Source organism: Patescibacteria group bacterium, assembly GCA_016784145.1.
Taxonomy (GTDB): domain Bacteria; phylum Patescibacteriota; class Patescibacteriia; order UBA2591; family UBA6264; genus BS150m-G65.
The window spans coordinates 89,785-115,287 of record JADHVF010000001.1; the positions used below are offsets into that span (position 1 = coordinate 89,785).

24 protein-coding genes and 1 tRNA gene are annotated in these 25,503 nt (G+C 28.5%); 22 read left to right on the forward strand and 3 right to left on the reverse strand.

Annotated features, from left to right (window positions below):
* Nucleotides 1-2: 2 nt before the first annotated feature.
* The 3 genes from ISS06_00470 to ISS06_00480 form a co-directional block, all read right to left on the reverse strand.
* Nucleotides 3-821 carry a DUF2318 domain-containing protein gene (locus ISS06_00470; protein MBL7053663.1) on the reverse strand — a complete coding sequence of 273 codons (819 nt, stop codon included), beginning with the start codon at nt 819-821 and terminating at the stop codon, nt 3-5.
* Nucleotides 822-826: 5 nt separating this feature from the next.
* Nucleotides 827-1,099 carry a metal-sensing transcriptional repressor gene (locus ISS06_00475; GenBank protein MBL7053664.1) on the reverse strand — a complete coding sequence of 91 codons (273 nt, stop codon included), beginning with the start codon at nt 1,097-1,099 and terminating at the stop codon, nt 827-829.
* A gap of 231 nt (nt 1,100-1,330) precedes the next feature.
* A complete protein-coding gene (locus ISS06_00480; protein ID MBL7053665.1) occupies nt 1,331-1,669 on the reverse strand; it encodes a hypothetical protein in 339 nt (112 codons plus the stop codon).
* A gap of 123 nt (nt 1,670-1,792) precedes the next feature.
* On the opposite strand from ISS06_00480, the gene ISS06_00485 reads away from it, so the two are divergent.
* The 22 genes from ISS06_00485 (at nt 1,793) to ISS06_00590 (ending at nt 25,339) form a co-directional block, all read left to right on the forward strand.
* Nucleotides 1,793-3,583, forward strand: coding sequence for an ABC-F family ATP-binding cassette domain-containing protein (locus ISS06_00485; GenBank protein MBL7053666.1), 1,791 nt, complete (start codon nt 1,793-1,795; stop codon nt 3,581-3,583).
* 167 nt (nt 3,584-3,750) lie between these two features.
* The gene (locus ISS06_00490; GenBank protein ID MBL7053667.1) at nt 3,751-4,716 is read left to right on the forward strand and encodes a radical SAM protein; all 966 of its coding nucleotides are present in this window, start codon (nt 3,751-3,753) and stop codon (nt 4,714-4,716) included.
* A gap of 209 nt (nt 4,717-4,925) precedes the next feature.
* Nucleotides 4,926-5,636, forward strand: a complete 711-nt coding sequence (locus ISS06_00495; GenBank protein ID MBL7053668.1) for a hypothetical protein — start codon at nt 4,926-4,928, stop codon at nt 5,634-5,636.
* A 299-nt stretch (nt 5,637-5,935) separates the two neighbouring features.
* A complete protein-coding gene (locus tag ISS06_00500) occupies nt 5,936-6,337 on the forward strand; it encodes a hypothetical protein (protein MBL7053669.1) in 402 nt (133 codons plus the stop codon).
* Between the two features lie 2 nt (nt 6,338-6,339).
* Nucleotides 6,340-6,837 carry a hypothetical protein gene (locus tag ISS06_00505; GenBank protein MBL7053670.1) on the forward strand — a complete coding sequence of 166 codons (498 nt, stop codon included), beginning with the start codon at nt 6,340-6,342 and terminating at the stop codon, nt 6,835-6,837.
* A gap of 10 nt (nt 6,838-6,847) precedes the next feature.
* Nucleotides 6,848-9,334 (forward strand): type IV secretion system DNA-binding domain-containing protein, encoded by a 2,487-nt coding sequence (locus ISS06_00510; protein MBL7053671.1) that lies wholly within the window; start codon nt 6,848-6,850, stop codon nt 9,332-9,334.
* The gene (dnaX, locus tag ISS06_00515; GenBank protein MBL7053672.1) at nt 9,327-10,424 is read left to right on the forward strand and encodes a DNA polymerase III subunit gamma/tau; all 1,098 of its coding nucleotides are present in this window, start codon (nt 9,327-9,329) and stop codon (nt 10,422-10,424) included. The genes ISS06_00510 and dnaX overlap by 8 nt, the downstream gene beginning before the upstream one ends.
* 113 nt (nt 10,425-10,537) lie before the next feature.
* Nucleotides 10,538-10,608: transfer RNA gene (locus tag ISS06_00520), tRNA-Gln, on the forward strand.
* Between the two features lie 95 nt (nt 10,609-10,703).
* Nucleotides 10,704-11,090, forward strand: coding sequence for a hypothetical protein (locus ISS06_00525; protein ID MBL7053673.1), 387 nt, complete (start codon nt 10,704-10,706; stop codon nt 11,088-11,090).
* Nucleotides 11,091-11,274: 184 nt separating this feature from the next.
* On the forward strand, nt 11,275-12,204 hold the full coding sequence (locus ISS06_00530; GenBank protein MBL7053674.1) for an ATP-binding cassette domain-containing protein: 930 nt from the start codon (nt 11,275-11,277) through the stop codon (nt 12,202-12,204).
* Nucleotides 12,205-12,211: 7 nt separating this feature from the next.
* The gene (locus ISS06_00535; protein MBL7053675.1) at nt 12,212-14,437 is read left to right on the forward strand and encodes a Gldg family protein; all 2,226 of its coding nucleotides are present in this window, start codon (nt 12,212-12,214) and stop codon (nt 14,435-14,437) included.
* Nucleotides 14,438-14,452: 15 nt separating this feature from the next.
* The gene (locus ISS06_00540) at nt 14,453-15,007 is read left to right on the forward strand and encodes a DUF4340 domain-containing protein (GenBank protein MBL7053676.1); all 555 of its coding nucleotides are present in this window, start codon (nt 14,453-14,455) and stop codon (nt 15,005-15,007) included.
* Nucleotides 15,008-15,088: 81 nt separating this feature from the next.
* Nucleotides 15,089-15,463, forward strand: a complete 375-nt coding sequence (locus ISS06_00545) for a hypothetical protein (protein ID MBL7053677.1) — start codon at nt 15,089-15,091, stop codon at nt 15,461-15,463.
* Nucleotides 15,464-15,494: 31 nt separating this feature from the next.
* Complete coding sequence (locus tag ISS06_00550; protein MBL7053678.1) at nt 15,495-16,394, forward strand: hypothetical protein; 900 nt, start codon at nt 15,495-15,497, stop codon at nt 16,392-16,394.
* Between the two features lie 284 nt (nt 16,395-16,678).
* Nucleotides 16,679-17,986 (forward strand): M23 family metallopeptidase, encoded by a 1,308-nt coding sequence (locus ISS06_00555; protein ID MBL7053679.1) that lies wholly within the window; start codon nt 16,679-16,681, stop codon nt 17,984-17,986.
* 50 nt (nt 17,987-18,036) lie between these two features.
* Nucleotides 18,037-18,180: a hypothetical protein gene (locus ISS06_00560; protein MBL7053680.1), complete on the forward strand. Its 144-nt coding sequence runs from the start codon at nt 18,037-18,039 to the stop codon at nt 18,178-18,180.
* A 113-nt stretch (nt 18,181-18,293) separates the two neighbouring features.
* Complete coding sequence (locus tag ISS06_00565; protein ID MBL7053681.1) at nt 18,294-19,325, forward strand: magnesium transporter; 1,032 nt, start codon at nt 18,294-18,296, stop codon at nt 19,323-19,325.
* Between the two features lie 14 nt (nt 19,326-19,339).
* The gene (polX, locus tag ISS06_00570) at nt 19,340-21,055 is read left to right on the forward strand and encodes a DNA polymerase/3'-5' exonuclease PolX (protein ID MBL7053682.1); all 1,716 of its coding nucleotides are present in this window, start codon (nt 19,340-19,342) and stop codon (nt 21,053-21,055) included.
* A 17-nt stretch (nt 21,056-21,072) separates the two neighbouring features.
* Nucleotides 21,073-21,603, forward strand: a complete 531-nt coding sequence (locus ISS06_00575) for a hypothetical protein (protein MBL7053683.1) — start codon at nt 21,073-21,075, stop codon at nt 21,601-21,603.
* On the forward strand, nt 21,596-21,988 hold the full coding sequence (locus ISS06_00580) for a YjbQ family protein (GenBank protein MBL7053684.1): 393 nt from the start codon (nt 21,596-21,598) through the stop codon (nt 21,986-21,988). Before ISS06_00575 ends, ISS06_00580 begins: the two co-directional genes overlap by 8 nt.
* 10 nt (nt 21,989-21,998) lie before the next feature.
* Entirely contained in the window at nt 21,999-22,559 is a 561-nt protein-coding gene (locus tag ISS06_00585; protein MBL7053685.1) for a threonylcarbamoyl-AMP synthase, read from the forward strand.
* A gap of 59 nt (nt 22,560-22,618) precedes the next feature.
* Nucleotides 22,619-25,339 (forward strand): UPF0182 family protein, encoded by a 2,721-nt coding sequence (locus ISS06_00590; protein ID MBL7053686.1) that lies wholly within the window; start codon nt 22,619-22,621, stop codon nt 25,337-25,339.
* Nucleotides 25,340-25,503: the final 164 nt, after the last annotated feature.

A 25,503-nucleotide genomic window follows, 5' to 3' on the forward strand; every position in this document is an offset into this window, starting at 1 on the left:
ATTTAAAAAAGGTTAGCAATTTTTTCGAGCTCTGATAGAGTAATTTTTATTTTTCCATTCTCGTTTTTTAAGTTTGGATTGATTGGCGCTGGATTACAACCACCCTTTTCAGTTGCAATTTTAGCTAAAGGATATTTATTTCCACAAGCATCACAAGTCATAAAATCACCCTCTTTTTTAAATCCTAATCTAGCATCAAAACAAACTTGGCAGGCATTGGCAGCTGCCCTATAAACACCATTTTTGTCTTTAACAACAAAATAATAAACGACTTTTCCATTAGGAAGTTCTGTATTGTAATAATGAAATCCATCAACATCAATATCACTTGCATTTAAGATTACTTTATTGCTTAATAACGAAAGATTTTGTCCATTTTCTCCATTAAACTTAATATTAGGCAATTTCATAGATGCTTTAAAAGGGATTGTGTTTTGTGAAAAAGTTGGTTGATTTGTTGAACATTTTAATAATTCTTTTAATTCAGGTAGTTTTTTGTATCCACTATATAGTTTTTCATTTATTACAAAAGTCGGAACTGTCCTGAATTGATGTCGAACTTGTCCAGTATTAGCATTGATTTGCTCAACTTTTACTCCGAATGATTCTAATTCTGAAATAGTCCCTTCATCTTTTACTTTTTGACACCAGCCACAAGTGTCAAGATAATAAAAAATCATTTTATTGATTTCACATTGATAAGCTACTGAATTGTTTTGTTTATTTCTTTCAATTTTGTTTCCTCTTGATTGAATGATCATTATTCCTCCTATTATTACTACAATAGCAATAATAATAAATGATAAATATTTTTTTGACATATATTTTATTTATTAAATAATTTAGTAACACCAAGGACTTCTTTTGTCATTTGTGTTTTTAGTTTTTCGTTACTTGTCCCCATTGCTTTCTTAAAACAAGTTTTAAGATGGTTTTCCATTAATTTTTGATGAGCTGATTTTAATAGTCCAATAGCAGCTAAATTTTGTTGCATAATGTTAATGCAATATTCCTTGTTTTCTATCATACTATTAATTTTTGTCATTAGGCCTTGAACCTTTTTAAAATTAACAAGGACTTTCTTTTTTTCATTGGTCATAATTTTTTATTAAAATATTTATTAAAATACCTATACCCATGGTATAGGTATTATAATTATATAATCAAACAATTATATAATCAAGTAATTTGATTGTGGATAACTTTTTGTCAGACACATACCATAACAACATTGATAGGCCTTGCTTCTTAATGGGGTGCTTTTCAATGGGATAAGTGACAAAAAAAAGCCCTGTTTTTTAACAGGGCTTTTTATTTTACGGTTAATTATTTAATTAACTGCTTGCATGCCTAGATCTGGTTGATTACAATTAATGCAACTTGATCTGTGTCCGCGCCTCATTATGCCGGGGTCAGCACAATCAATGCATTGACCTCTTATTTTGCATATTTCATCAGTCCAGCCAATATGCTTTTCTACAAATTCAAATGTATCAAGCACTTCATCATTAGTTTCGTCTGAACTTTCTATTTCTACGATTAAGATGGGAATCAATTCGTCGTTATTGCTTGTTTTTAATTCCTTTGGTATTTGCCAAAGATTAAGCATGGCTTGAATTGTTTCCACGTCTTTTTTGATTTTTTCTATCTCTGTTTTTTCCCGAGGCATTTTTTACTCCTTTTTTTGTTGTAAGTAACTTATATTACATAAGCATGTATATAAATTTATCTTATCACAAAAAATAAATTTTGTCAAAATAAATTTTTATTGACAAGAGGGCTTAAAAGTGATATGTTAAGAATATATAATAAATCAAAATCATTTTATATGATAGCCAATAGCAATAATTTTGAATTTAATATCTTGAAAAAGGAAAAAATCAAAACAAAGGTTTTAAGAGTAGAAAAAATATCAAAATCTTTTAATAATAAAGATCTTTTTAAAGATATTAATTTTACCATGGCTAAAAAACAAAAAAAAGCTCTTGTTGGAAATAACGGGTCCGGCAAAAGTACTTTATTAAAAATAATGGCAGGGGAAGAAAATTCAGATTTTGGGAGAATTGAGACAAATAATATGAAAATAGAATATTTGCCACAAGAACTATCAATTAAAAATGATTTAAATTTAAATATTTTAGATTATTTAAAAAAAATAACACATATAATGCAGATAGAAAAAACAATGAAAGAATTAGCAGAGGATCTAGCAGATAAAAAAAAATTAAAAGAATACGGAAAATTACAGGAACAGTATGAAAGATTAAATGGATATGACTTTGAATCAATTGCAGAGATAATCCTATCAGGATTTGGACTAGAGAAATATTTAGATAAAAAAGTAGAAGAGCTAAGTGGAGGAGAGAAATCTAAATTGATGTTTGTCGGAGCTTTGTTAAGAAGCCCAGACATGTTATTGTTAGATGAACCAACAAGTAATTTGGACTTACAATCAATTATTTGGCTAGAAAACTTTATTAAACAAAGTGATATGGCTTGTTTGGTTGTTTCGCATGATAAAATATTTTTAGATAATATTATAGGAGGAACAATTGAAATAGATTCTTATAAAAAAAATATTATTGAACAATCTGGTAGTTATTCTGAATTTTTAGAAAGAAAACAAAAAAAAAATGAAAGAGAAAAAAATGAATATAAAAAAGGACAAAAAAAAATTAGTAATTTAGAAAAAATTGCTAAAAAGAAAAAACAATGGGCAATACAAGGATCTGGCCAATCTACTAAAGACAAGGATAAATATTTGCGCGGGCACCAAAGAGATCGTTCTTCAAAAATGGGGAGCGGAGCAAAAGCTATTGACAGGCAAATTAAAAGAATAAAAGAAACAACGAAACAACCATTTCAAGAAAAAGAATTACAAATAAAAATAGAATTTAAAGAAATAAGCACAAAAAATTCAATTCAATTAGATCAACTTAAAGTTGGCTACAAAGATGGGTTTTCATTGGGTCCAATAGATTTAGATATTAAACACGGAGAAAAGATTGTTTTTGTTGGAGATAATGGAGCTGGTAAAAGTACATTGCTTAAAACAATAGCTCAAAAAATTAAACCAATATCAGGAAAAATAGAAATAGGCAAGCAATTAAATGTTGGTAATTTTATGCAAAATCATGAAGATTTGCCGTTAGATCAGACAATTTTTTCTTATATTAAAAAAAATTCTAATATAAGGGATGATGAAATCCATCGTATATTAAATCATTTTGAATTTCAATCTGATTATATAGATAAAAAAATCAAAAATTTAAGTCCAGGAGAAAGAACAAAGTTAATTTTAGCAAAGTTTTCAGTAAAAAAAGCGAATGTTTTAATTTTAGATGAACCAACAAATTATCTTGATATTAGAACAATGAAAGCAATAGAAATTGCGTTAAAAAATTATGAAGGGACAATTATAATGTCTTCTCATGACCGTTATTTTTTAGAAAAAATAAATCCAGATAAATTTTATTTGGTAGCAGATAAAAAGGTCAAATATTTATCAGATTATAGTAAACATAGAAAATCAATAAAAAATAAAGTTCAAGGTTTAACTAAAAAAGTACAAAATTTTTTATAATTTATTTTTTTAACAAAAATTTAAGCATTGGAGAAATTGTAAAAAAATTAAATAAAAAAAAGAATAATAAAAATCAGAAAAATAAAATTTCTGATTTTTTAAAACAAGTAAAAAAAGAGTTAGCCACTCCATCTCAAGGAGGTTATCCAATTCTTGACAAAGAGCTTATGGATGCACCGATTGCAATTGAATTACAAATTACAGACAAATGTAATTTAAGATGCAAACATTGTTGTCAGGATAATTATTCAAAAATAATGCCCATGAATAAAATCAAAGAAATTTTGAAGATATTATATAAAAAAAATGTTTTTGAAATTAGTTTGGTTGGCGGAGAATTATTTACACATCCAAATATTTGGGATATTTTAGATTTGTGTAATAATTATGATTTTGCAATTAACATAATAACTAATGCTACATTGTTAGATAATAAATTCATAAAAAAATTAGCAAAATTCAAAAATATTGTATTTTTAGTTAGTTTGGAAGGCGTTCACATGGTTAATGACAAGATAAGAGGAATAGGTGTTTTTAAAAAAGTTGATAAAGTTCTTCAAAATTTAAAAAAACATAATATACATGTAGAAATTTCTACAACAATAAGTAAAAATAATATTAATAATTATCAAGAGATAATAGATTATAGTAAGTCGTTAGACATTCCTTGTAATTTTAATTTATTTAAACCATTTCATTGTAGTCAAAAAAATCTTATACTTGATCCAGACAAATATTTTAATTTTGTTCAAGATATTTTTAGTCAAAGATTAAAAAACAAAGCGAAAATTGGGTTAACTAATGCAGCAATTGTTTCTTGTTTAATGTGCGAAAAAGATAGAAATGAATGCAGGGCCACATTGTCTGGATTAACAATAAATGTTGATGGAAAAATGGTTCCATGCCCTTTTTTAAAATTAGCTGGGTATTATAATAATAATATTTTGCCAACCTTTAATAAAAATTTTTTAAATGCATGGAAAAATAATTTTTTATTTATGAAATTTCGGGAAGGAAACATTAAAGAATGTCAAGCTCGATCTTATATTTTTAGTAAAAATATAAATGGACTTGATCCATACGGAATTCAAGAGTTCAAAAAATATTTAAAACAGATTAACAAAAGGGCTTAAAAGTGATATGTTAAGAAAAGTTCATTGAATTTTTTAATAATAAAAAAAGATGCTGTTATGAAAATATAGCGATTATTTGATATTATTGTAATTTTTAACGCAACATTGTTCTTTGTTTTAGAATATGGAGTTCTGGTAAAAAAATCTCCACAAAATTTTTATGGAGATTTTTCTTTACTTTATTATAATATTTTTGTTATAATTAAAACATGTTTTTAAAGAAAGCAAAAAAAGTCAAAGTATTAATAGGGAAATTGATATCTAAAAGCAAGCAACCTAAAAAAATAAAAATAACAATTTTTAGTTCAGGCATACTTGGCTTAATCGCCCTTGTTTTAATTGTTGGAATGTATTCTAGGATGACAACAGAACAAAATGTTATTAATAATAGAATTGATAAATTAGTATTAGAAATAAAAGAATTAAAAAACAGGACAATTACTTCAAGTCAAAAAATATTTAGAGAACCAGCCACAATAATAGTTGATAAAAATGGTTTATGGGTTGTAGATCCAGCTGATTGTCCATATTTTGATTTGTCAATTTTCCCAGGGCAAAATTGTAAACCAAATCAAATTTGCGGAAAAAGTAATAAAATAGCTCAATGTTACAATATGAATAAATTAATTCCCCCAAAATCAATTGCAATTTCAAATAAAAATTGGGCAGATTTTTTATATGATAATAAATTAGCCAATGGAGGATTTTTAATTAATTGTTATGCACCCATAGACAATAATGCGCCCTTTTGTGATAATAATGAAAAATTTTGGTGTGACAGGAGTGATTTTTGTTACGACCAACAAAAAAGAGAAACTATTTGTTTGCCAGGGGGTTGGGGGAAATTTAAGTGCGGTGATTGTTTAGATGGATATGAAGATAAATTTGCTTCTGATATTTGTGAAATAAAAGAAAAATAAAAAAGCCCATTTTATATGGGCTTTTTTTTAAGAAGACTTACCAATTCATAAATCTGAGAAATGAGCCGAGAAATAGGCCAAATATAGTTCCACTGAAAAAGGCCATTATTACTACAACTCCTGGAGAAGAGGCATTTTTTATTATTTCTCTTATGAAAAGGTCAAAATCTGTTTGATTCTGTTTCATTTTTTCCTCCGTTGATTGATTTTAAAGATGGCTTAATAATATCAATTATATTGTTTTTTGTCAAGATTGACGAGTATTTACTTTAAGCATAATATTCTTTATAATATTTAACATGATAATTAGTTCAAAAAAGTTTGGCAAGATTTTAGTGGTAATGGTGGCTATTTTTTTGATGTTTAATTATTCTAATTTAATTTCTAATAAAAATAATGAGCAAACACAAGTAAATTCAAATAAAAATAATGGGGAGGCAAGATTAAATGTGGCTGGGAAAATTTTAGGAGAAAATATTGAAATAGGTGGCATTAGAATAACTGATAATCCAGGCATAAATAAAGTTTTGACTGACTTAGATGGAACTGGCACTGGCGTGTGGAAAGAAGTTGATGAGATAAAGATAACTCAACAAAAAATTGATGACAGGATTATAAATATTTTGATTATATTTTTGTCTACTTGTTTAGTGCTCTATCTCTTAAAAGATAGACAAAATAATAATAGATTTAAATTTTAATTATGCCTGAATTAAATAAGGAAAAAAAAATAGAGTCGGTTATAAAACCAGCCCCAGAAGGATTAAAAACATCTAAAACAGAATCCTTCCCAATTCCCGAAACAGAAACCAATGAACAATCAGAATCTGTTCCTCAAGCAGAACATCCTCAAACCCCTATTCAATCAATTCAGCCAACTGTTCCTCAACAACCAGTTGAAGTAGTAGACAAGTCAGTTAGGTTGAAAAAGATTGAAGACATTTTAGCTGATGGAGTGGACTTGATTTATGATGAATTGCCAAATGATGTTAAAAAAGAATTTAAAAAGCAAGGAGAGGAAACAGCTTTTAAGATTGATGAAATTATTTCAAAAACCAAAATAGCTATTTATAAAATCATTGGACTTATTAAAAAATGGTTAATAATTATCCCAGGAGTTAATAAGTTTTTTTTAGAACAAGAAACAAAAATTAAAACAGAAAAAATATTAGAATTTGCTGACAAGTATAAAAAAGAATAAATATATTAAAATGTTTGAAACAATAACAATTACTTCTAACATGATAGGGATAGCTTTAATAGGAATAGCCAGCATGGTTATTTTTATTATTTTAATTAAATATTTAAGAAAAATTAGTGCTTTTAAGTTTTCTTTTGAGAGAATTGTTTTATTGATTACAATTCCAAAACATTCAGGAGACAAGAACAAAGATAACCAGCAAAAATCAGCTAAAGAAATGTTAAAGCCAATGGAAGATTTTTTCAGTATTGTGGCTGGACTCAAGGCGCAGAAAGGCATAAAATCATATCTTTTTGGTAGAAGTGATGCTTTTTCATTTGAAATTGTATCTGATAAAGACGGCTTAATTTCTTTTTATTTTGTTATTCCAAAAGAATCTCAACAATTTTTTGAACAACAAATTCAAGCACAATATCCAAGTGCTAATGTAGAACAAGTGTCTGATTATAATATTTTTATTCCCCAGGGAGAAGTAACAAGTTCTTATTTAAAACTAAAAAATTATTCAATGTTTCCTATAAAAACATACTTAAAATCAGAAACCGATCTTTTAATTGCAGTAATAAATTCTCTAAGTCAAATTCCAAAAGAAGATGCAGCTTGTGTTCAATTTGTAGTTCAGTCAGCTAAAAAAGGTTGGCACAATTGGGGAAGCAAGGTTGCTAGAGAGATGCAACAAGGCAAAAAGTTAGATAAAGCTATTTCAGTTGCCATGACTGGTCGTTTTATGTCTTTGATAAATAATCTTTTAAGCTTGTTTGGAGGAGTAAAACAGTCAACAGAACAACCCAAAGAACATAAGCTTTCTCCAATGGATCAAGAGGTTATTAAATCATTGGAAGAAAAATCAAGCAAGGCAGGCCTTGATGTTAATATTAGAATTATTGTTTCTTCAAAGACAGTTCAAAAAGCAGAGATGTATTTAAATAATATTATAAATTCATTTGCTCAATTTACAACTTATGAATATGGTAATGGTTTTCTCCCAAACAAGAAAAAGCAAGCCAAAACAATTCATGACTTTATATACAGATTTCTAGATAGAAAAAGAGCTTGTTTGCTTAATGCAGAAGAAATGGCTAGTGTTTTTCATTTACCAACAGCTGAAATACAGACTCCAAATATAAATTGGCTTTTAGCAAAAAAAGCCCCGGGACCAATAAATATTCCTCAGCAAGGATTATTCTTGGGATATAATATTTTTAGGGGGGAGAAAACACCAATTAGAATTAAAAGAGGGGACAGAAGAAGACATATGTATGTTATTGGCATGACAGGAGTAGGTAAATCATGGTTTATTGAAGGACTATGCATGCAAGATATTGTTAATGGGGAAGGGGCTTGTTTTATTGACCCGCACGGAGACGCAATTGACCATCTTTTGGAAAGAATCCCTAAACAACGGGCAGAAGATGTTATTTTATTTGACCCGGCTGATATTGAGAGACCTTTAGCACTTAACTTGCTTGAATATGATACTCCTGAACAAAAAACATTTGTTGTTAATGAAGTAATGAATATTTTTGACAAACTATATGATTTAAAAGCAACCGGGGGGCCAATGTTTGAACAATATTTTAAAAATGCATGTTTACTAATAATGGATGACCCTGAATCAGGCTCAACCTTATTAGAGGTCCCAAGAGTTTTGGCTGATGAAGAATTTAGAAAAATGAAATTAGCAAAATGCAAGACAGAAGTTGTTAAGGATTTTTGGGAAAAACAAGCTCTTAAAGCTGGTGGAGAGGCTTCTTTACAAAACATGGTTCCGTATATTTCTAGTAAACTAACCCCTTTTATTGCTAATGATTTTATGAGGCCCATTATTTCACAACAAAAAAGTAGTTTAAATTTTAGTGAAGCCATGAATAATAAAAAAATTATTTTAGTAAAATTGTCAAAAGGGAAGATAGGGGATAATAATGCTTATTTATTAGGCATGATTTTAATCGCCAAACTTTTAATGGCTGCCCTGGGAAGAGGGGGCATCCCAGAAGAAGAAAGGAATGATTTTTATTTATACATTGATGAGTTTCAAAATTTTTTAACTGATAGCATGGAAACGATTTTATCAGAAGCTAGAAAATATCGTTTATGTTTAACCATTGCCCATCAATACATAGGCCAGTTAGTAAAGGCAGGGGATACTAAATTTAAAGATGCTATTTTCGGTAATGTGGGGACAAAAGTTGCTTTTAGAATTGGAGTTGATGATGCAGAGGCCTTAACAAAAGAGTTTGCGCCTGTTTTTAGTGACAGTGATTTCTTGAATATGCCAAAATATACAACTTATACTAAACTGTTGATTGATAATGCTAATCCCCCTGGTTTTAGCATGGCCACGGTACCATTTGATGATATTCCAGGGGTTGGAGATGCTAATCCAGCCATGGCTGAAGCCATTGCTAAAATTTCCCGGCTTAAATATGGCAAAGACAGAACCATAATAGAAAGAGAAATAGCAGACAGGGTTAATAAATTAAAAGAACTTGAATAAAATTATGGTTATTTATAGAAAATATCGACCACAAAAATTTAAAGATGTGATTGGACAAGCCAATATTATTGAGATTTTACAAGGGCAAATAAAACAAGATAAAATAGCTCATGCTTATTTATTTACAGGCCCAAGAGGGCTAGGAAAAACAACCATTTCTCGCTTAATCGCTAAAGCAGTAAATTGTCAAACAAGAAAAAAGGGAGAATCAGAACCATGCAATAAATGCTCAAATTGTCAAAACATCACTCAAGCAAGATTTCTTGATTTAATAGAGCTTGATGCAGCTTCACATACAGGAGTTGATAATGTTAGGGAAAATATTATTTCAATTAGTCGTATTCCGCCATCCGCTGGAAAATATAAAATATTTATTATTGATGAATGTCATATGCTTAGCAAGTCAGCTTTTAATGCCTTGTTAAAAACATTAGAAGAACCACCTGCTAATGTTATTTTTATTTTGGCAACCACGGAAATTTTTAAACTACCTGATACAATTATTTCAAGATGTCAGAGATTTGACTTGGCAAAAGTTTCTATTGATGAAATTATTAAAAGATTAGCTAAAATTGTTAAAGCAGAAAAAATTAGAGTTAATCCTCAAGTATTAGAATCAATTGCTATTAGAAGTGAAGGATGTGTCAGGGATGCTGAAAGTTTATTAAATCAGGTATTAGCTATTGATACTAAAAAAATAACAGCCAAACAAGCAGAATTAGTAATTCCGTTGGCTCAATCAGGATTGTTATTTGAGTTTTCATCTGTAATATTTAAAAAAAATGATGCTCGTGCAATTAAAATGATTAATGATTTTATAGATAAAGGAATGAATGTTGAACAATTTAATACAGAATTGATTGAGTTTTTAAGAAGAATTATGCTTATAAAAATTGGCACTGTAAAACAGAGTGTTTTTTGGAAATATGATGAACAATTTTTCAAAAAAATGACTAAACTTGCCAAAGAAGTTGAATTAAATGATTTAATTTTATTTATAGAAGAGTTTATCAAAGCAAAAGTGCAATTCAGATACAATGAAATCGCACAATTGCCTTTAGAATTAGCAGTTTTAAAAATTTGTAATTAAAAATATAATATGAGTGATTTTTTATTAGAAATAATTAGAGGAGTAATTATTTCGAGAATTTTTCTCATATTTTTATAACTGGTAAAAAATTAGAAATAGAATAAATATATTGTTCGGGGGTCGTCTAATGGCAGGACATTAGGTTCTGGTCCTAAGAATCGGGGTTCGAGTCCCTGCCCCCGAGTTTAGATATTTTAAATTTTTTTAATAAAAAAGACTGGATTTTGATTATTTATGTGTTATAATTAATTTATATAATTAGTATTAATTTTTAATCTTATGGCATTATCTATTTTTCTGGCAAAAGTAATTGGACTTTTATTTGTAATAATGGGTCTGTTATTTTTCTTTTACAAAAAAAACTTTAAAATAATCTTTAAAGCAATAGCCAATGAAGAAGCAATGGTTTTATCTGGCTACCTTTCATTAGTGCTCGGGCTTTGCATGGTAGTTGGACATGATTTCTGGTATGGCGGTATATGGAGAGTTATAATTACTCTTATTGGCTGGCTAGCTTTAATTAAGGGAATAGTCAGGCTTGCTTGTCCAAAATATACAGTTAAAATGATTCACAAGCTTCAAAAAAAAGACAGTATCTTGCAAGCAATGGTGGTCTTTATGATGGTGCTTGGGGCATATTTAGCATATATGGGATTTTCTTTATAAAATAATATAAAAAGGAGCGGACAATTTTGTCGCTGGGGATTAGAGGTTTTCTTTTCCTTCTTTAATCCAAGAATGCGCATGTTTTAGCCATAATGCGTTCTTCTGTCCTCAGCGACCTTTTTATTATAAACATACTCCACAGAAATTTATTTGACAAAATTTAATATTTTTTTATAATATTATTATGATTGAAGTTAATAAACTAACAAAAAAATTCGGACATATTTTAGCGGTTGATAATGTTTCTTTTGATATAAATAAAGGAGAAGTGGTAGGATTTTTAGGACCAAATGGAGCTGGTAAAACAACTACGATGAGAATTATCACAGGCTTTTTATCTCCGGACAGAGGAGATGTTAAAATTGTTGGCATTTCAGTAAACAAAGATCCAATCAATGCTCGTAAATTGATTGGATATTTGCCTGAAAATAATCCACTATATGGAGATATGCTTGTATCGGAGATGGTTAATTTTACTGGAAAATTACAAAATATAAAAAAAACAAAATTAAAAAAATCAATTGAATTTATAGTTAATGCAACTGGTATTTCAGAAATTTATTACAGACCAATTAAGGAGTTGTCTAAGGGGTATAAACAAAGAGTTGGGATTGCCTTGGCACTTTTGGGAAAACCAAAAGTTATTATTTTAGATGAACCAACCGAAGGGTTGGACCCTAATCAAAGAATTGAAATTAGAGAATTGATAAAAAATTTAGCAAAAGATAGAACTGTTATTTTGAGTACTCATGTTATGCAAGAGGCTTCAGCTGTTTGTAGTCGTTTGATTGTTATAAATAAAGGGAGAATAATAAGCGATGGTTCTCCAGAAGATATTGCTAGGTCAACTCAACCAGAAAACATCATTGTTGTTAAAATTCAAGGAAATGATGTTCAAAAACATATTGAAAGATTGGATGATGTTCAAGAATTTGATTTATTACAATCAAATAAGGATGTTTTGGCTGCTAAAATAATAGTGAGACAAGACAGGGTTGTAGAACCTCAAATTTCTAAATTATCTCGCACATATAATTGGACTATTTGGAAAATGTATCCTCAAGAAAAACAACTTGAAGATGTATTTAGAATTCTTACTTCGAGAAAAGATTAAATAAATTATGAATAAAAAAAATATCTTAACAATTATAAAAAAAGAGTTATCAGCTTATTTTAATAATCCAACTGCTTATGTTATTGTGGCTGCTTTTTTATTTATGGCCGAGTTTTTATTTTTCAAACAAGCATTTCTTATTGGACAAAGTTCTTTGCAATCTTTATTTTTTTTATTGCCATGGCTGTTTCTTTTATTTATACCAGCTATTACCATGGGCTCAATCTCGCAAGAAAAAAATCAATCAACTCTTGAGTTCCTTTTAACAAAACCTTTAAAAGAAATAGACCTTATTATTGGAAAGCTTTTATCATCTTTAATTTTTGTAACAATAAGTTTATCATTTTTTATTCCCATAGCAGCTAGCTTTTCTACTTTGGGAAATTTTGATTGGGGAGCATTTGTAACACAATATTTAGCAGCAGTATTTTTAGCAGGTGTTTTAATAAGTTTAGGTATATTTGTTTCAAGTTATTTTGACAATCAAATTTCATCATTTTTAATTTCTGCTATATCAAGTTTTTTTATTATAATTATTGGATTTGACATTATTACAGCTAGTTTGCCTTATTGGTTGGCAAATATTACAGGAGAATTGTCTGTTCTAACCCACTTTACTTCAATGTCTCGTGGAGTTATTGATTTTAGAGATGTCTGGTATTTTATATCTTTTGTATCGTTATTTTCAGCTTTGGCTTATTTGCGTCTAATGAAGAACAAATATAGCAATCAAGCCAAGAGATACAGGACATATAAAACAGGTATTTTATTATTTATTGGCATAGTCATCTTTACAAATATTATTGGTGCTCGCTTGCCTGGTAGAATTGATTTAACTCAAGATAAAATTTTTACATTAACAACCACAACCAAAAACACACTGAAAGATTTAGATGATATTGTTAATATCACATTATATGTATCAAAAGATTTGCCTGCTCGTGTTAAGCCAGTTATGAATGAAATAAAATATACTTTAAATGATTATAAAAAACTAGCAAAAGGGAATATTCAGGTTGATTTAAAAAATCCAACAGTTAATCCAGCGGTTGTTAATGAAATGAGGTCATATGGAGTTAATGAAATGCAATTTAATGTTATTGAACAAGAGGAATTAAAAATAAAAAAAGGAACATTAGGAATTGTGGTTTCTTATGGTTCAAAATACGAAACAATACCATTTGTTCAAGATACAAGAGATTTGGAATATAATTTAACTAAATTTATAACTAAATTAACAAATAAAAATAAAAAGAAAATTGTTTTTTTTGATGGTTATGGGTCAAAAAAAATAGAAGACTTTAGCTTAATAAGACAAGAACTTGAACAACAATTTGAAGTTAGTAGTTTTGAAATTAATCTTGAAACACCAGAAGTTCCAAGTAATACTAACTTGTTAATTATTCCGGGAGTGTCAGAGCAAATTGATGAATCAGTTTTGCAAGGGCTTGATAACTATGTTAAAAACAAAGGAGCGATTATGGTTTTATTGGACGGCGTTTTTATAAATCCTCAGGCACAGCAGATTAACAAAAATGAGACCAATTTGATATTATGGCTAAAAGATAATTACGGGATAACATTAAATAATGATTTGGTTTATGATTTGCAGTCAAACGAGATGGTTTCTTTTGGTGGAGGATTTTTTAGCTATAGTTTACCATACCCATTATGGGTTAGGGGATTACCATTAGACAATATTCCAATCACTAATAGAATCTCTAATATTGTTTTGCCTTGGACCAGTTCTTTAAAGGTAAATGAAACAAAGGCATTGGAACAAGGATTTAATCCAATGGTTTTATTTACTACAAGTCAGTCAGCCGGGTCTATAAAAGAAAATTATAATATAGCTCCTGACCAAACTTTTCCTAAGGATAATTTAGCTAAACAAGATTTAATAATTGCTTTAGAACCAAAGCAATTAAAATCAAATTTAGGCAGGATTATAGTGGTTCCAGATTCTGACTTTCTTTCTAATGCTCATATTCAGGGAAGTATTCAAAACAGCGCTTTTGCGCTTGAATCATCTTCATGGCTAAGTCAAGAGATATCATTGGCTGGTATAAAAATAAAACAAAAAAATAATAATAAACTTTTATTTCAAAATCAAAATCAACCAAAATTAATTAAATATATTAATTTATCAATTAGTATCATAATCCCTTTTATAATTGGGTTTACTTATTTATTAAAAAGACGCAACAAGCAACAACTAACTTATTTGTCTTAAACAAAACAATAAATTATGTCTAAAAAATTAATAATTACATTTGCTGTTATATTTCTTTTGCTGGGGCTAATTGTTCTTTATCCTTTTATTGAAAATAGAAATACAAACAATAAAACAAAAATTGACACAAATTTTTTAGTAGGCATAAATTTGAATTTAATTGAAAAAATAAGAATAAAATCAATTGATGAAGATGAAATTCTTTTAGAAAAAGACGATGATTTATGGTCAGTGAATGGCTTTCAAGCAGACAAGGAAATTGTAAATAATTTTTTGAATAGTTTAAAAAATATAAAAGTAGATAAAATTGTTTCAAAAAATCCAAGCAATCATAAAGAATTTTTGCTTGGGAATGACTTGGGTAAAGAAATTATTATAATCCAGGAAGATAATATAATAAGTTTTTTGACTGGGAAAAAAGGAGTTGAATACAATTCTGTTTATTTAAGATGGCCCAACCAAGATGAAGTATATCTAGTAAAAACAAATATAAATGATTTTTTGATTAAACAATCTCAAGAATGGGAGAATAAAGATATTAATGTAAATACAGATAAAAATATAGATTAAAAATTGTTTTTTAGTAAAAAAAAGTGTTATAATTTAACCTGTGTATAATTAATTACATTTAAGAAATTAATCTAAAAAAATATGGAAAAAAAGTATCTTTATTTATTAATCGCAATCATTGTGTTAATAATAATTGTTGTTGGCATGATTTCTCAGACCACAACCAAAAATCTTACAGAAGAAGCATTAATTGATGCGACTGAAAAACAAGAAATAATTAAAACAGATTCAGAGGAATTGTTGGTTGACCCAACCAACAAAGACGCATTACTTGATCCTTTTGGAGAAAAAATTAGTGGAGCAGAAACATTGGAAGCTAATTTAGAGGACATTGAAGAATCTCTTACAGGAGAAATAGATTCATTTTTAAATGAACTTGAACAAATCGAAGAAGATTTAGGGGATGATAGTGCTTTAGAATCTCTTGATGATGAATTAGTTAACATTTTTGAATAAAATAATAAAATAAAAAAATAAAAATATTTTTATGAAAAATAAAAACATCAAAAGCACTTTTATTATTGCTATAATTGGTACTATTTTGTCTAGCATTTTAGTTTCAGCCACATTGGCTCAGGCAGGTGATTTAAAGACCAAACAACAAATAAAAGCCCGTACTATTATGCTCGAATCTCCAACCGCTAAAAGCAAAAAACCTATATTAAAATATAAAAGCATTAAAAGTAGTTACAAGCAAGAAGTAGATGCATTTAAGAATACAAAAAAACAATTTTTAGATGCCAGGGGGAAATTCAAGAGCTTCAAAAATAAAGAAAACAAAGCAGTGCTTGAAGACAGTGCTAGGGATTATTTAAAAAAGACAATATTAGTATTAATAAAAAAAACAGAATCAATCAATGACTGGGTCTCTAATGATAAAAGCATAGAAGACCAAGAAAAAAATAATATAATTACTGAGTTAGATTCAGATATTTCATGGCTAAATTCAATGGTTGACAATATAGATGAAGCAACCCAAGAACAAGTAAAAGTCAAAGCAAAAGAAGTAAAAGATTACTGGAAAGAGCATCGTGTAAAGATGAAAAAAATTACTGGTCAAATCATGGCATCAAGAATCAGTTTTCTTATTAAAAAAAGTGAATTAATTTCAACTAAAATTTCAAGCAGAATAGAAAAATTAAAACAAGCTGGTAAAGATGTTTCAGCCATAGAAGCAATTCCAAATGTTCTTAATGAGAAAATTAATTTAGCAAAAGTAAAAGCAACCTCAGCTAAAAGTACATTTTCGTCAATATCAAACTTGTCAGAGGCTAATAATCTATTTTTAAAAGGTAGAGGGTTTGTTAGCCAAGCGCAGACATATATAAAAGAAGGCAGAAATAGTATTAAACAAATGATTTCAGCGCACAGACAAGCAAACAAGTAAGAATACTTTATTAAAAATAATTTAAGTATATAAAAAAAGGGCTAGAATTTTCTAGCCCTTTTATGGTCTTGCTTACGCTTATTAAGGAGGATAGCAGAAACTGCCCAAAATCTTTATCCAAGATTTTTCAAAAGCAGAGAGATATTCAATAAAGGATAAGCATAGACCTTAAAAACCTCCATTTTTTTTGTATAATTTCTTAAGTATTATAACAATAGCATATTTAAATATTTTGTCAAGCTTTGTATGTTGAAAAAATAATGTATTTTTGATAATATAAAAACATGGAATATATTTCTAAAATTAAACAATCTGATTTAACTAAGATTTATTACTGGCTCATTGTTTTCGGTATTTTATCATTTTTATTATTTGGTAACTTTTTTTTAAAAAATATTGTTATAGCTCAAAACAATTCTAAAAACAATAATCAAACAAAACATGTTTTACCAAATAATCAGTCGGATAATTTATTAAACATTCCTAATGTTGCTGAGAGGCAAACACAACCAGAATTTATTATCAAAGAATATATAGTGCAGTCAGGAGATGTGTTTTCACTACTAGCAGAAGAATTAGGCATAACTAATGAACGAATTCATCAAATTATAAATAATTCAAACAATGTTTATGATTTTGCCAGCATAATGGCTGGAAATTCTATTCAGTCATTTTTTGATTTCAAAACAAATGAATTTGTAAAAATGGTCTATAATATAAATGAAAATAATTATATTTTAATAGAAAATACTAATTTAGATATAATAGTAAAAAAAATTAAAAGAGAATATGACATTAAACTAACAAAAGTGAGAGGCATTGTAGACGAATCTTTTTATCTTGCCGGACAAACTGCCGGACTTAAAGACAAAACCATAATGGAAATGGCTGATATTTTTGCATGGGACATTGATTTTGGCATGGAAGTCAAACAAGGAGATGTGTTTGAATTTTTATATGAAAAACGCTTTTTAGATGGACAAGAAGTGTCTCCTGGAAAAATATTAATTGCTAGTTATAATAATCAAAATAATGTTCATACGGCCTTATATTATAAAGACCCTGAAGGAAGTTGGGATTATTATGATATAAATGGTCATAATTTGCGTAGACAATTTCTTCGTTCGCCTATAAACTATAGGTATATTAGTTCAGGATTCAGTTATAAGCGAATGCATCCTGTTTGGGGAGTATATACAACTCATACTTCAATTGATTATGCTGCCTCTTGTGGTACGCCTGTGTATGTTCCCGGGGATGGCATAATTACATTCGCGGGTTGGAAAAATTATGTTTATGGTTATACGGTTGAAGTAAGACATAATGGAGTTTATCAAACAAGATACTCTCATCTTTCTAATTTTGCCAAAGGAATAAAATATGGTACTAAAGTCAAACAAGGACAAATAGTTGCTTTTGTTGGCACAACAGGAACTTCAACAGGTTGCCATCTTGATTATGGAATGAAAAAATATGGACAAGCAGTAAATCCGTTGTTACAAAAATTCGACCGTTCAGACCCGGTTAAAGCAGATTTTGTAGGAAATTTTGAATTTGAAAAAAATATCCTTATAAACCTATTGAAAGAATAGAAAATATATGTTATAATATAGTCATAAATAATAAACTAATTTTTAAATTTATGGAAGGTTATTGCGTAAAATGTAAAGCAAAAAGAGAAATAGCAGAGGCCAAAGAAGTTACAATGAAGAACAAAAGAAAGGCATTAAAAGGAAAATGCCCAAAATGTGGTACTGGAATGTACAGAATTTTAGGAAAAGCATAAAAAGGGTCTTTTAAAATCCTTTTTATTCTCAAATAGCAGAGTTTTGCTTTTAAGCAGAAATCGCCTTGGCTTTATTTTTGTCAAGGCGATAACACTTTATAAAATTAAATCAAATGAATAATAAAATTAAAATAATATCAGAAAAAATCATTGCCAAAACCATTAAATATAAGTGGGGGAAAGATATGGCTGGGCGAAAAATGATAAAGTTAATCCCAATTGTTAGTCCAGGAGATAGTATTGAGAAGATAAAAAATCAACTAGCAGATAAAATTAAGAATAAATACATAGATACAATAAATTATATTTATGTAGTGGATTATAATAAAAAATTAGTTGGTGTTTTTTCAATAAAAAAAATATTTAAAGAGCCAAATAGCAAGCAAGCCAAAGACATAATGATTAAAAATCTTATTTCGGTTTCTCCTAAAACAGATCAAGAGGATGTGGTTTGGTTGGCTCTTAAAAATAATATAAAGTCAATCCCGGTTGTTGACAAAAACCAAGTTTTATTAGGGATTGTTCCAAGTGATAAAATTTTAAAGATATTAGATAAAGAATATGGAGAAGATTTATTACACATAGCTGGTATATATGCTCCTGGTTCGCATTTAAGTAACATTTTAAGTGTTTCTTTAATTGCTTTAATAAAACAAAGAATACCATGGTTAATTATAGGACTTGGTGGTGGACTACTTTCAGCTGCAATAATTGGATTTTTTAAAGAATCATTGGAGGAAAATCTAATTTTAGCAATGTTTATTCCTATCATTGTTTATATGAGTGGAGCAGTTGGATCTCAAACAAGAGTTCTTTTTGTGAGAGACATGGCCATGACTTCTAAATTGCCATTATTAAAATATTATTTAAAACATATAAAAATAAGTTTTTCTTTAGCAATCTTTTTAAGCTCACTTCTTTTTTTGGTTGTATTTTTTGTTGGTGATTCATTTAATTTAGCTTTAGCTCTTGGCATAGCTATGCTACTGACCATTTTATGGGGAGCTGTTTTATCTTTAGTGCTTCCTTATCTTTTAAATAGATTCAAATTTGACCCAGCTCTTAGTGCGGGCCCATTCACAACAACAATACAAGATATTTCAAGCATTATAATATATTTTTTAACAGCAAATATTATTCTTTAATATAAAATAAATAAATGGACAACAAACAAGTATCAGAGATTTTTAATCAAATGGCTGATATTTTAGAGATAAAACAAGCTAATAGATTTAAAATTATTGCTTTTCGTAGAGCTGGAGAAACAATTAAACAAATGCCAGTTAATGTTAGGACTATTTATCAATCAGGGAATTTGGAAGATATTCCGGGCGTAGGGATTGCGCTGGCAGGTAAAATTAAAGAACTAATTAAAACTGGAACATGTTCAGAGTTTGAAAAATTAAAAAAGGAAATCCCCAGAGGAGTAGTAAAATTATTAGAAATACAAGGAATAGGTCCCAAAAGAGTGGCTCTTTTTTTTAATAAATTTAACGTAAAATCAATTAGAGCGCTTGAAAAATTAATAAAATCAAAAAAATTAGATAAACTTAAGGGGTGGGGAGATAAAAGCCAAGCAGACATTCTTCATAAAATAACAGTTTATAAAAGATTTAAAAATCGTTTTTTATTAGGAAAAATTTATCCTTTAGCTAATAATATTATTAACCAACTAACCAAAGAAAAATTAATAGATAAAGCTGCTATTTGTGGTTCCGTAAGAAGAGGAAAAGAAACAGTAGGGGATTTAGATATTTTAGTGACATCTAAAAAACCATTGCAAGCAATTGATTTTTTTTGTTCAATGAATTTTGTAAAAAAAATATTATTAAAAGGAAACACCAAAGCTCGAGTTCTTATTAAAAGTGGCCCTGAGACAGATTTAAGAGTAGTAAAGCCAGCTAGTTTTGGGTCAGCTATGCATTATTTTACTGGTTCAAGGTCCCATAATATTAAGCTTCGTAAGTTAGGGATATCAAAAGGATTGAAAATTAATGAATATGGTGTTTTTAAAAACAATCGAAAGATAGCTGGCCGAACAGAAACAAGTGTGTTTGAGGCAGTAAAAATCCCTTTTATTCCTCCTGAAATAAGGGAAGGGATGAATGAAATAAAAATAGCTCAAGAGAACAAGTTGCCAAAATTAATAAATTTTAATGATATTAAAGGAGATTTACACTTGCACACAAAATGGTCTGATGGGACTAGAACAATAATTGAAATGGCTAAACATTGTCAGGCAATAGGATATAAATATATTGCAATCACAGATCATGCCTCTCCATTAAAAATTGTAAACGGACTGGATAAGCATAGAATATTAAAATACATCAAAGCAATAAAATTGGCTGATAAAAAAGTAAAAGGAATAAAAATTTTAGCAGGAGCAGAAGTTGATATCAAAAAAGATGGTTCATTATTTTTGCCAGATAAAATTTTAAAAAAATTAGATTTAGTCATAGCTTCGGTTCATTCAGGGTTTAAGATGAACGAAATAGAGATGACTAGAAGAATTAAAATAGCCATTAGAAATCCTTGTGTTCATATTATAGGACATCCAACTGGCAGATTAATAAACAGAAGAGAACCATATAAAGTTGATATGGAAGAAATTTTAAAAACAGCTAAAGATGCTCAGAAAATAATAGAAATAAATGCATTTTACACTCGCCTTGATTTAAATGCCATACATGTTAAAATGGCTAAAGACATTGGTGTTAAAATGGTTATTTCAACAGACTCGCATTCAACTAGCCATCTTAATACAATGTTTTACGGCATTTTAACTGCTCGGAGAGGGTGGTTAGAAGTAAAAGATGTAGTTAATGCCAAAAGCTTTAAACAATTTGCACGACAATTAAAAATTCAAGATTAAAATCTTAAAATTAATAAATTATGAAATCAAGACCTAGTAAGCATGAATATTATTTAAAAATTGCTGAAAAGATCGGCTCTCGTTCAACTTGTTTTCGCAATAAAATAGGGGTTGTAATTTTAACTAAAGATCAAATCGCAGCAACTGGATACATAGGGGCTCCTAGAAAAACAAAAGATTGTATTGTTAGGGGAAATTGTCTTAGAAATAAATTAAATATTTCACATGGTAGTCAATACGAGATATGTCGTTCTGTTCATGCTGAACAAAATGCAATCATAAATGCTGCTAGAGCAGGTACAAATATTTTTGATGGGATTATGTATATTGCCGGAATGACAACTAACAATGAAAAAATAAATATGTTTCCTTGTTTCATTTGTAAAAAAATGATTATAAATTCCGGCATTAAAAAAGTTATTTGTTCTATGAAAAATAATAAATTTAAAATTTTTGTTATAAAAGAATGGATTGAAGATTGGCAAAAAAAAGATATTATTAAAGACAAATATCAGTATGGACAAGACCAAAATAAAAAATATGATTAAAGAAATTACAATTTTAAGCAAGCAAAGATATGAAATGATTGATATTACTGATAAATTAGAAGAAATTATTAAAAAAGCAAGCATTAAAAATGGATTAGCTCTTATATTTGTTCGTCATTCTACGGCCGGAGTTATTTTAACTGAAAATGAAGCAGGATTAAAACAAGATTGGATTAATTTTTTTAAAAGAATGATGTCTGGGATTGATTTTAAACATAACCAAATTGACAATAATGCTGATTCACATATTTTGGCCGGCTTAATGGGGCAGGGGAGAACTATTTCAATTGAGAATAATAAATTAAATAGAGGATTTTGGCAACAAATTTTTTTAGCTGAATTTGATGGCCCTAGAACAAGGACAATAATAATTAAAATTATATAATTAATAAATCATGGAATTATTTGATGAACTAAACACAAAGACAGCTGAAATTATAATGAAGGGAGGCCTTGGCGTAATTCCAACTGATACAATTTATGGAATTGTAGCCAGTGCCTTAAACAAAAGCGCAGTAACCATGATTTATAAAATAAGGAAAAGAGAGTTAGATAAACCAATGATTATTTTAATAGGGAATTTAAATGATTTAGAAATATTTAATATAAGAGTAGATAATAAAATAAGAAAAGCTTTAGCTGGTTTTTGGCCAGGAAAAACAAGTATTATTTTTAAATGTTCTGACCCTAAGTTTTCATATCTTCATAGAGGAAAACAAACGTTAGCAATAAGATTACCTGCTGGCAAAAAATTAAGAAGTTGGTTAAAACAAACAGGACCAATAGTAGCCCCTAGTGCTAACATAGCTGGCATGGCCTATTCTAAAACAGTCAGCCAAGCTCAAAAATATTTTTCTAATAAAATAGATTTTTATGTTGACAAAGGACTAATTAGCGCTAAACCATCTAAGGTTATTGAAATAAGCAAACAAAAGATAATTATAAAAAGAAAATAAACAGAAAATCCGTTAGTTGACTGATATTTTTAATATAATAAAATTATAAAAAAGAGATTATGAAAAATAAAATACAAATTCAAACTATTATTTTTATACTATTATTTTTAACAATTTTTTTGATGCCAAATATTTTTAATATTTTAGTTGATTGGCATTGGTTTGCTAATATTGGATACTTATCAGTATTCAAGACGATTATTTGGTCACAAATTTTGATTGGCATAATTGCTGGAATAATTTCTTTTTTAATTATATTTTTAAACTTATTAATCAGTCAAAAAACAGCCAAATCATCAGATTTATCAGCAAAATACATTGAGATTAATCCAGTCAAAAAAATAGCATTTAATGGAATTAATAAACTTAAAATAATATTAACATTAATATTGTCAATAATAATCGGGATTGCTTGTGCAAGTAATTGGGAAGTCATTTTAAAATATTTTAATTCTACTAGTTTTGGGTTAAATGACCCTATATTTGGGAAAGATATTTCATTTTATTTTTTTCAACTTCCTTTTTTTCAATTTTTTATTTCTTTATGTTTTTGGCTAATAATTTTCTCTTTCATAGGAGTTATGATTACTTATAGTTTAAGGGGGCTAAAATCATTGAAAAGTTTTGATAGTTTTTTAATTAAAAATAAGCGAGCAAAAATACATCTTTCAATCTTGGCTGGCTTGTTTTTTCTTTTAATTGCCTTGAATATTAATTTTGTTAAAATTCCGAGCTTGCTTTATAGTTCTACGGGTCCTTTTATTGGAGCAAGTTATACTGATATTCATGCTATCTTGCCTTTTCTAAAAATATCAATAATATTTGCATTGCTAGTGGCTTGCTTATGTATTTTAAGTATTTTTAAATCAAGTAATAAATGGATTATATATTCAATTGGGTTGTATTTTGTCATCTCAATTTTAGGTGGGACTATTTATCCAGCCATGTTACAAAGATTTATTGTCTTGCCAAATGAACTTGTAAAAGAAACTCCCTATATGGAACATCATATTGCTGCCACTAGAAAAGCTTTTGGAATTGATAATATTATAGAAAGAAATTTAAAGGGAGAAGCGTCACTCACAATAGAGGATATTAATAATAATCAATCAACAATAAAAAATGTTCGATTATGGGACAGAGAACCTTTATTAGATACATTTTCTCAAATTCAAGAAATTAGGACTTATTATGACTTTGTTTCAGTTGATAATGATAGATATCAACTAAATGGCGATTATAGGCAAGTGTTGTTATCACCCAGAGAGCTTAATTCCTACAGTTTACCACAAAGAAATTTTATTAATGAACATTTAACTTTTACACACGGATTTGGATTAACATTAAGTCCTGTTAATGAGGTTACTTCTGAAGGATTACCAGTGTTATTAATAAAAGACCTTCCGCCTGTTTCAAGTATTGATTCTCTTTTAATAAACGACCCAGAGATATATTATGGCGAGCTTTCTAATGAATATGTTGTTGTGAAAACAAACGCTAAAGAATTCGATTATCCATCTGGAGAAGAAAATATTTTTACTAATTATAGCGGGAGCGGGGGAGTGAAGATTAATTCTTTTTTTAGAAAAGCATTATTTGCAATAAAATTTGGTTCTTTAAAAATTCTTCTTTCAAATGACATAAATAATGACTCTAGGATAATGTATTATAGAGATATTAGAACAAGAGTGAAAAAAGTGTTGCCATTTTTAAAATTTGACAATGATCCTTATTTAGTTATTGGAAAAGAAGGAGATTTAAAATGGATTTATGATGCTTATACGGTCAGTAACAAGTATCCGTATTCCATTTTTATGACAGGTTTTAATGATTATCAGTCATATATTTCCAATAACATAAATTATATTAGAAATTCTGTTAAAATAGTAATAGATGCTTATAATGGAGATATTAAAGTTTATATTTCTGATAAAAATGACCCAATTATACAAACATATGCCAAAATTTTTAAAGATTTGTTTATGCCAATAGAAGAAATGAATACAACTTTAAGAGAACATACAAGATATCCAGAAGATTTATTTGATTATCAAACCAAGCTTTATTCCACTTATCATATGGATAAAATTCAGATTTTTTATAACAAGGAAGACCAGTGGGTTATTCCGTCAAGAATAGGACTCGACACAGATGACCCAATGATGCGTAGAATGATAATGAAACTTCCAGAAGAAGATAAAGAAGAGTTTATTTTAATGATTCCATTTACTCCAAGAGGCAAGGATAATTTAGCTGCTTGGATGGTGGCGAGAAATGATAATGAAAAATATGGAGAATTAATTATATATAAATTTCCAAAACAAAGATTAATTTTTGGTCCAACCCAAATAAACAATAGAATAAATCAAGACACAGAAGTATCTCAACAATTAACTTTATGGGACCAAAGAGGGTCAGAGGTAATTAAAGGGAATTTATTGGTAATTCCAATTGAAGAATCGCTTATATATGTTCAACCAATTTATTTAAGAGCAGAAGGTGGTAAAATTCCAGAATTAAAACGGGTAATAGTTGCTTATGAAAAACATATAGTTATGGCCGAAGACTTAGACACTGGCTTAGCTGAAATATTTGGAAATAATCAATATAATGATAAAATCGATAAACAAGAAACAATAACAGCCCCTACAACCAATGACTTAATAAAGCAAGCCCAAAAATATTTTGAGGAAGCGATTCAAGCACAGCAACAAGGGGATTGGTCTAAATATGGAACTAAATTAGAAAATCTTGGTAATATCCTTAAAAAATTAAAATAAAAAAACTATGAAAATTAAACTATTATTTTTACTTTTAATCCCTCTAGTTGTGTCTGGGTGTGTATCATCTGAGACAATAAAAAAGGAGGATGCAGAGACAATTAAAGAACCAGTTGTGAAAACAGTTAAAGATTTACCTGAAGCAATTAATCAGCCTAAAGACA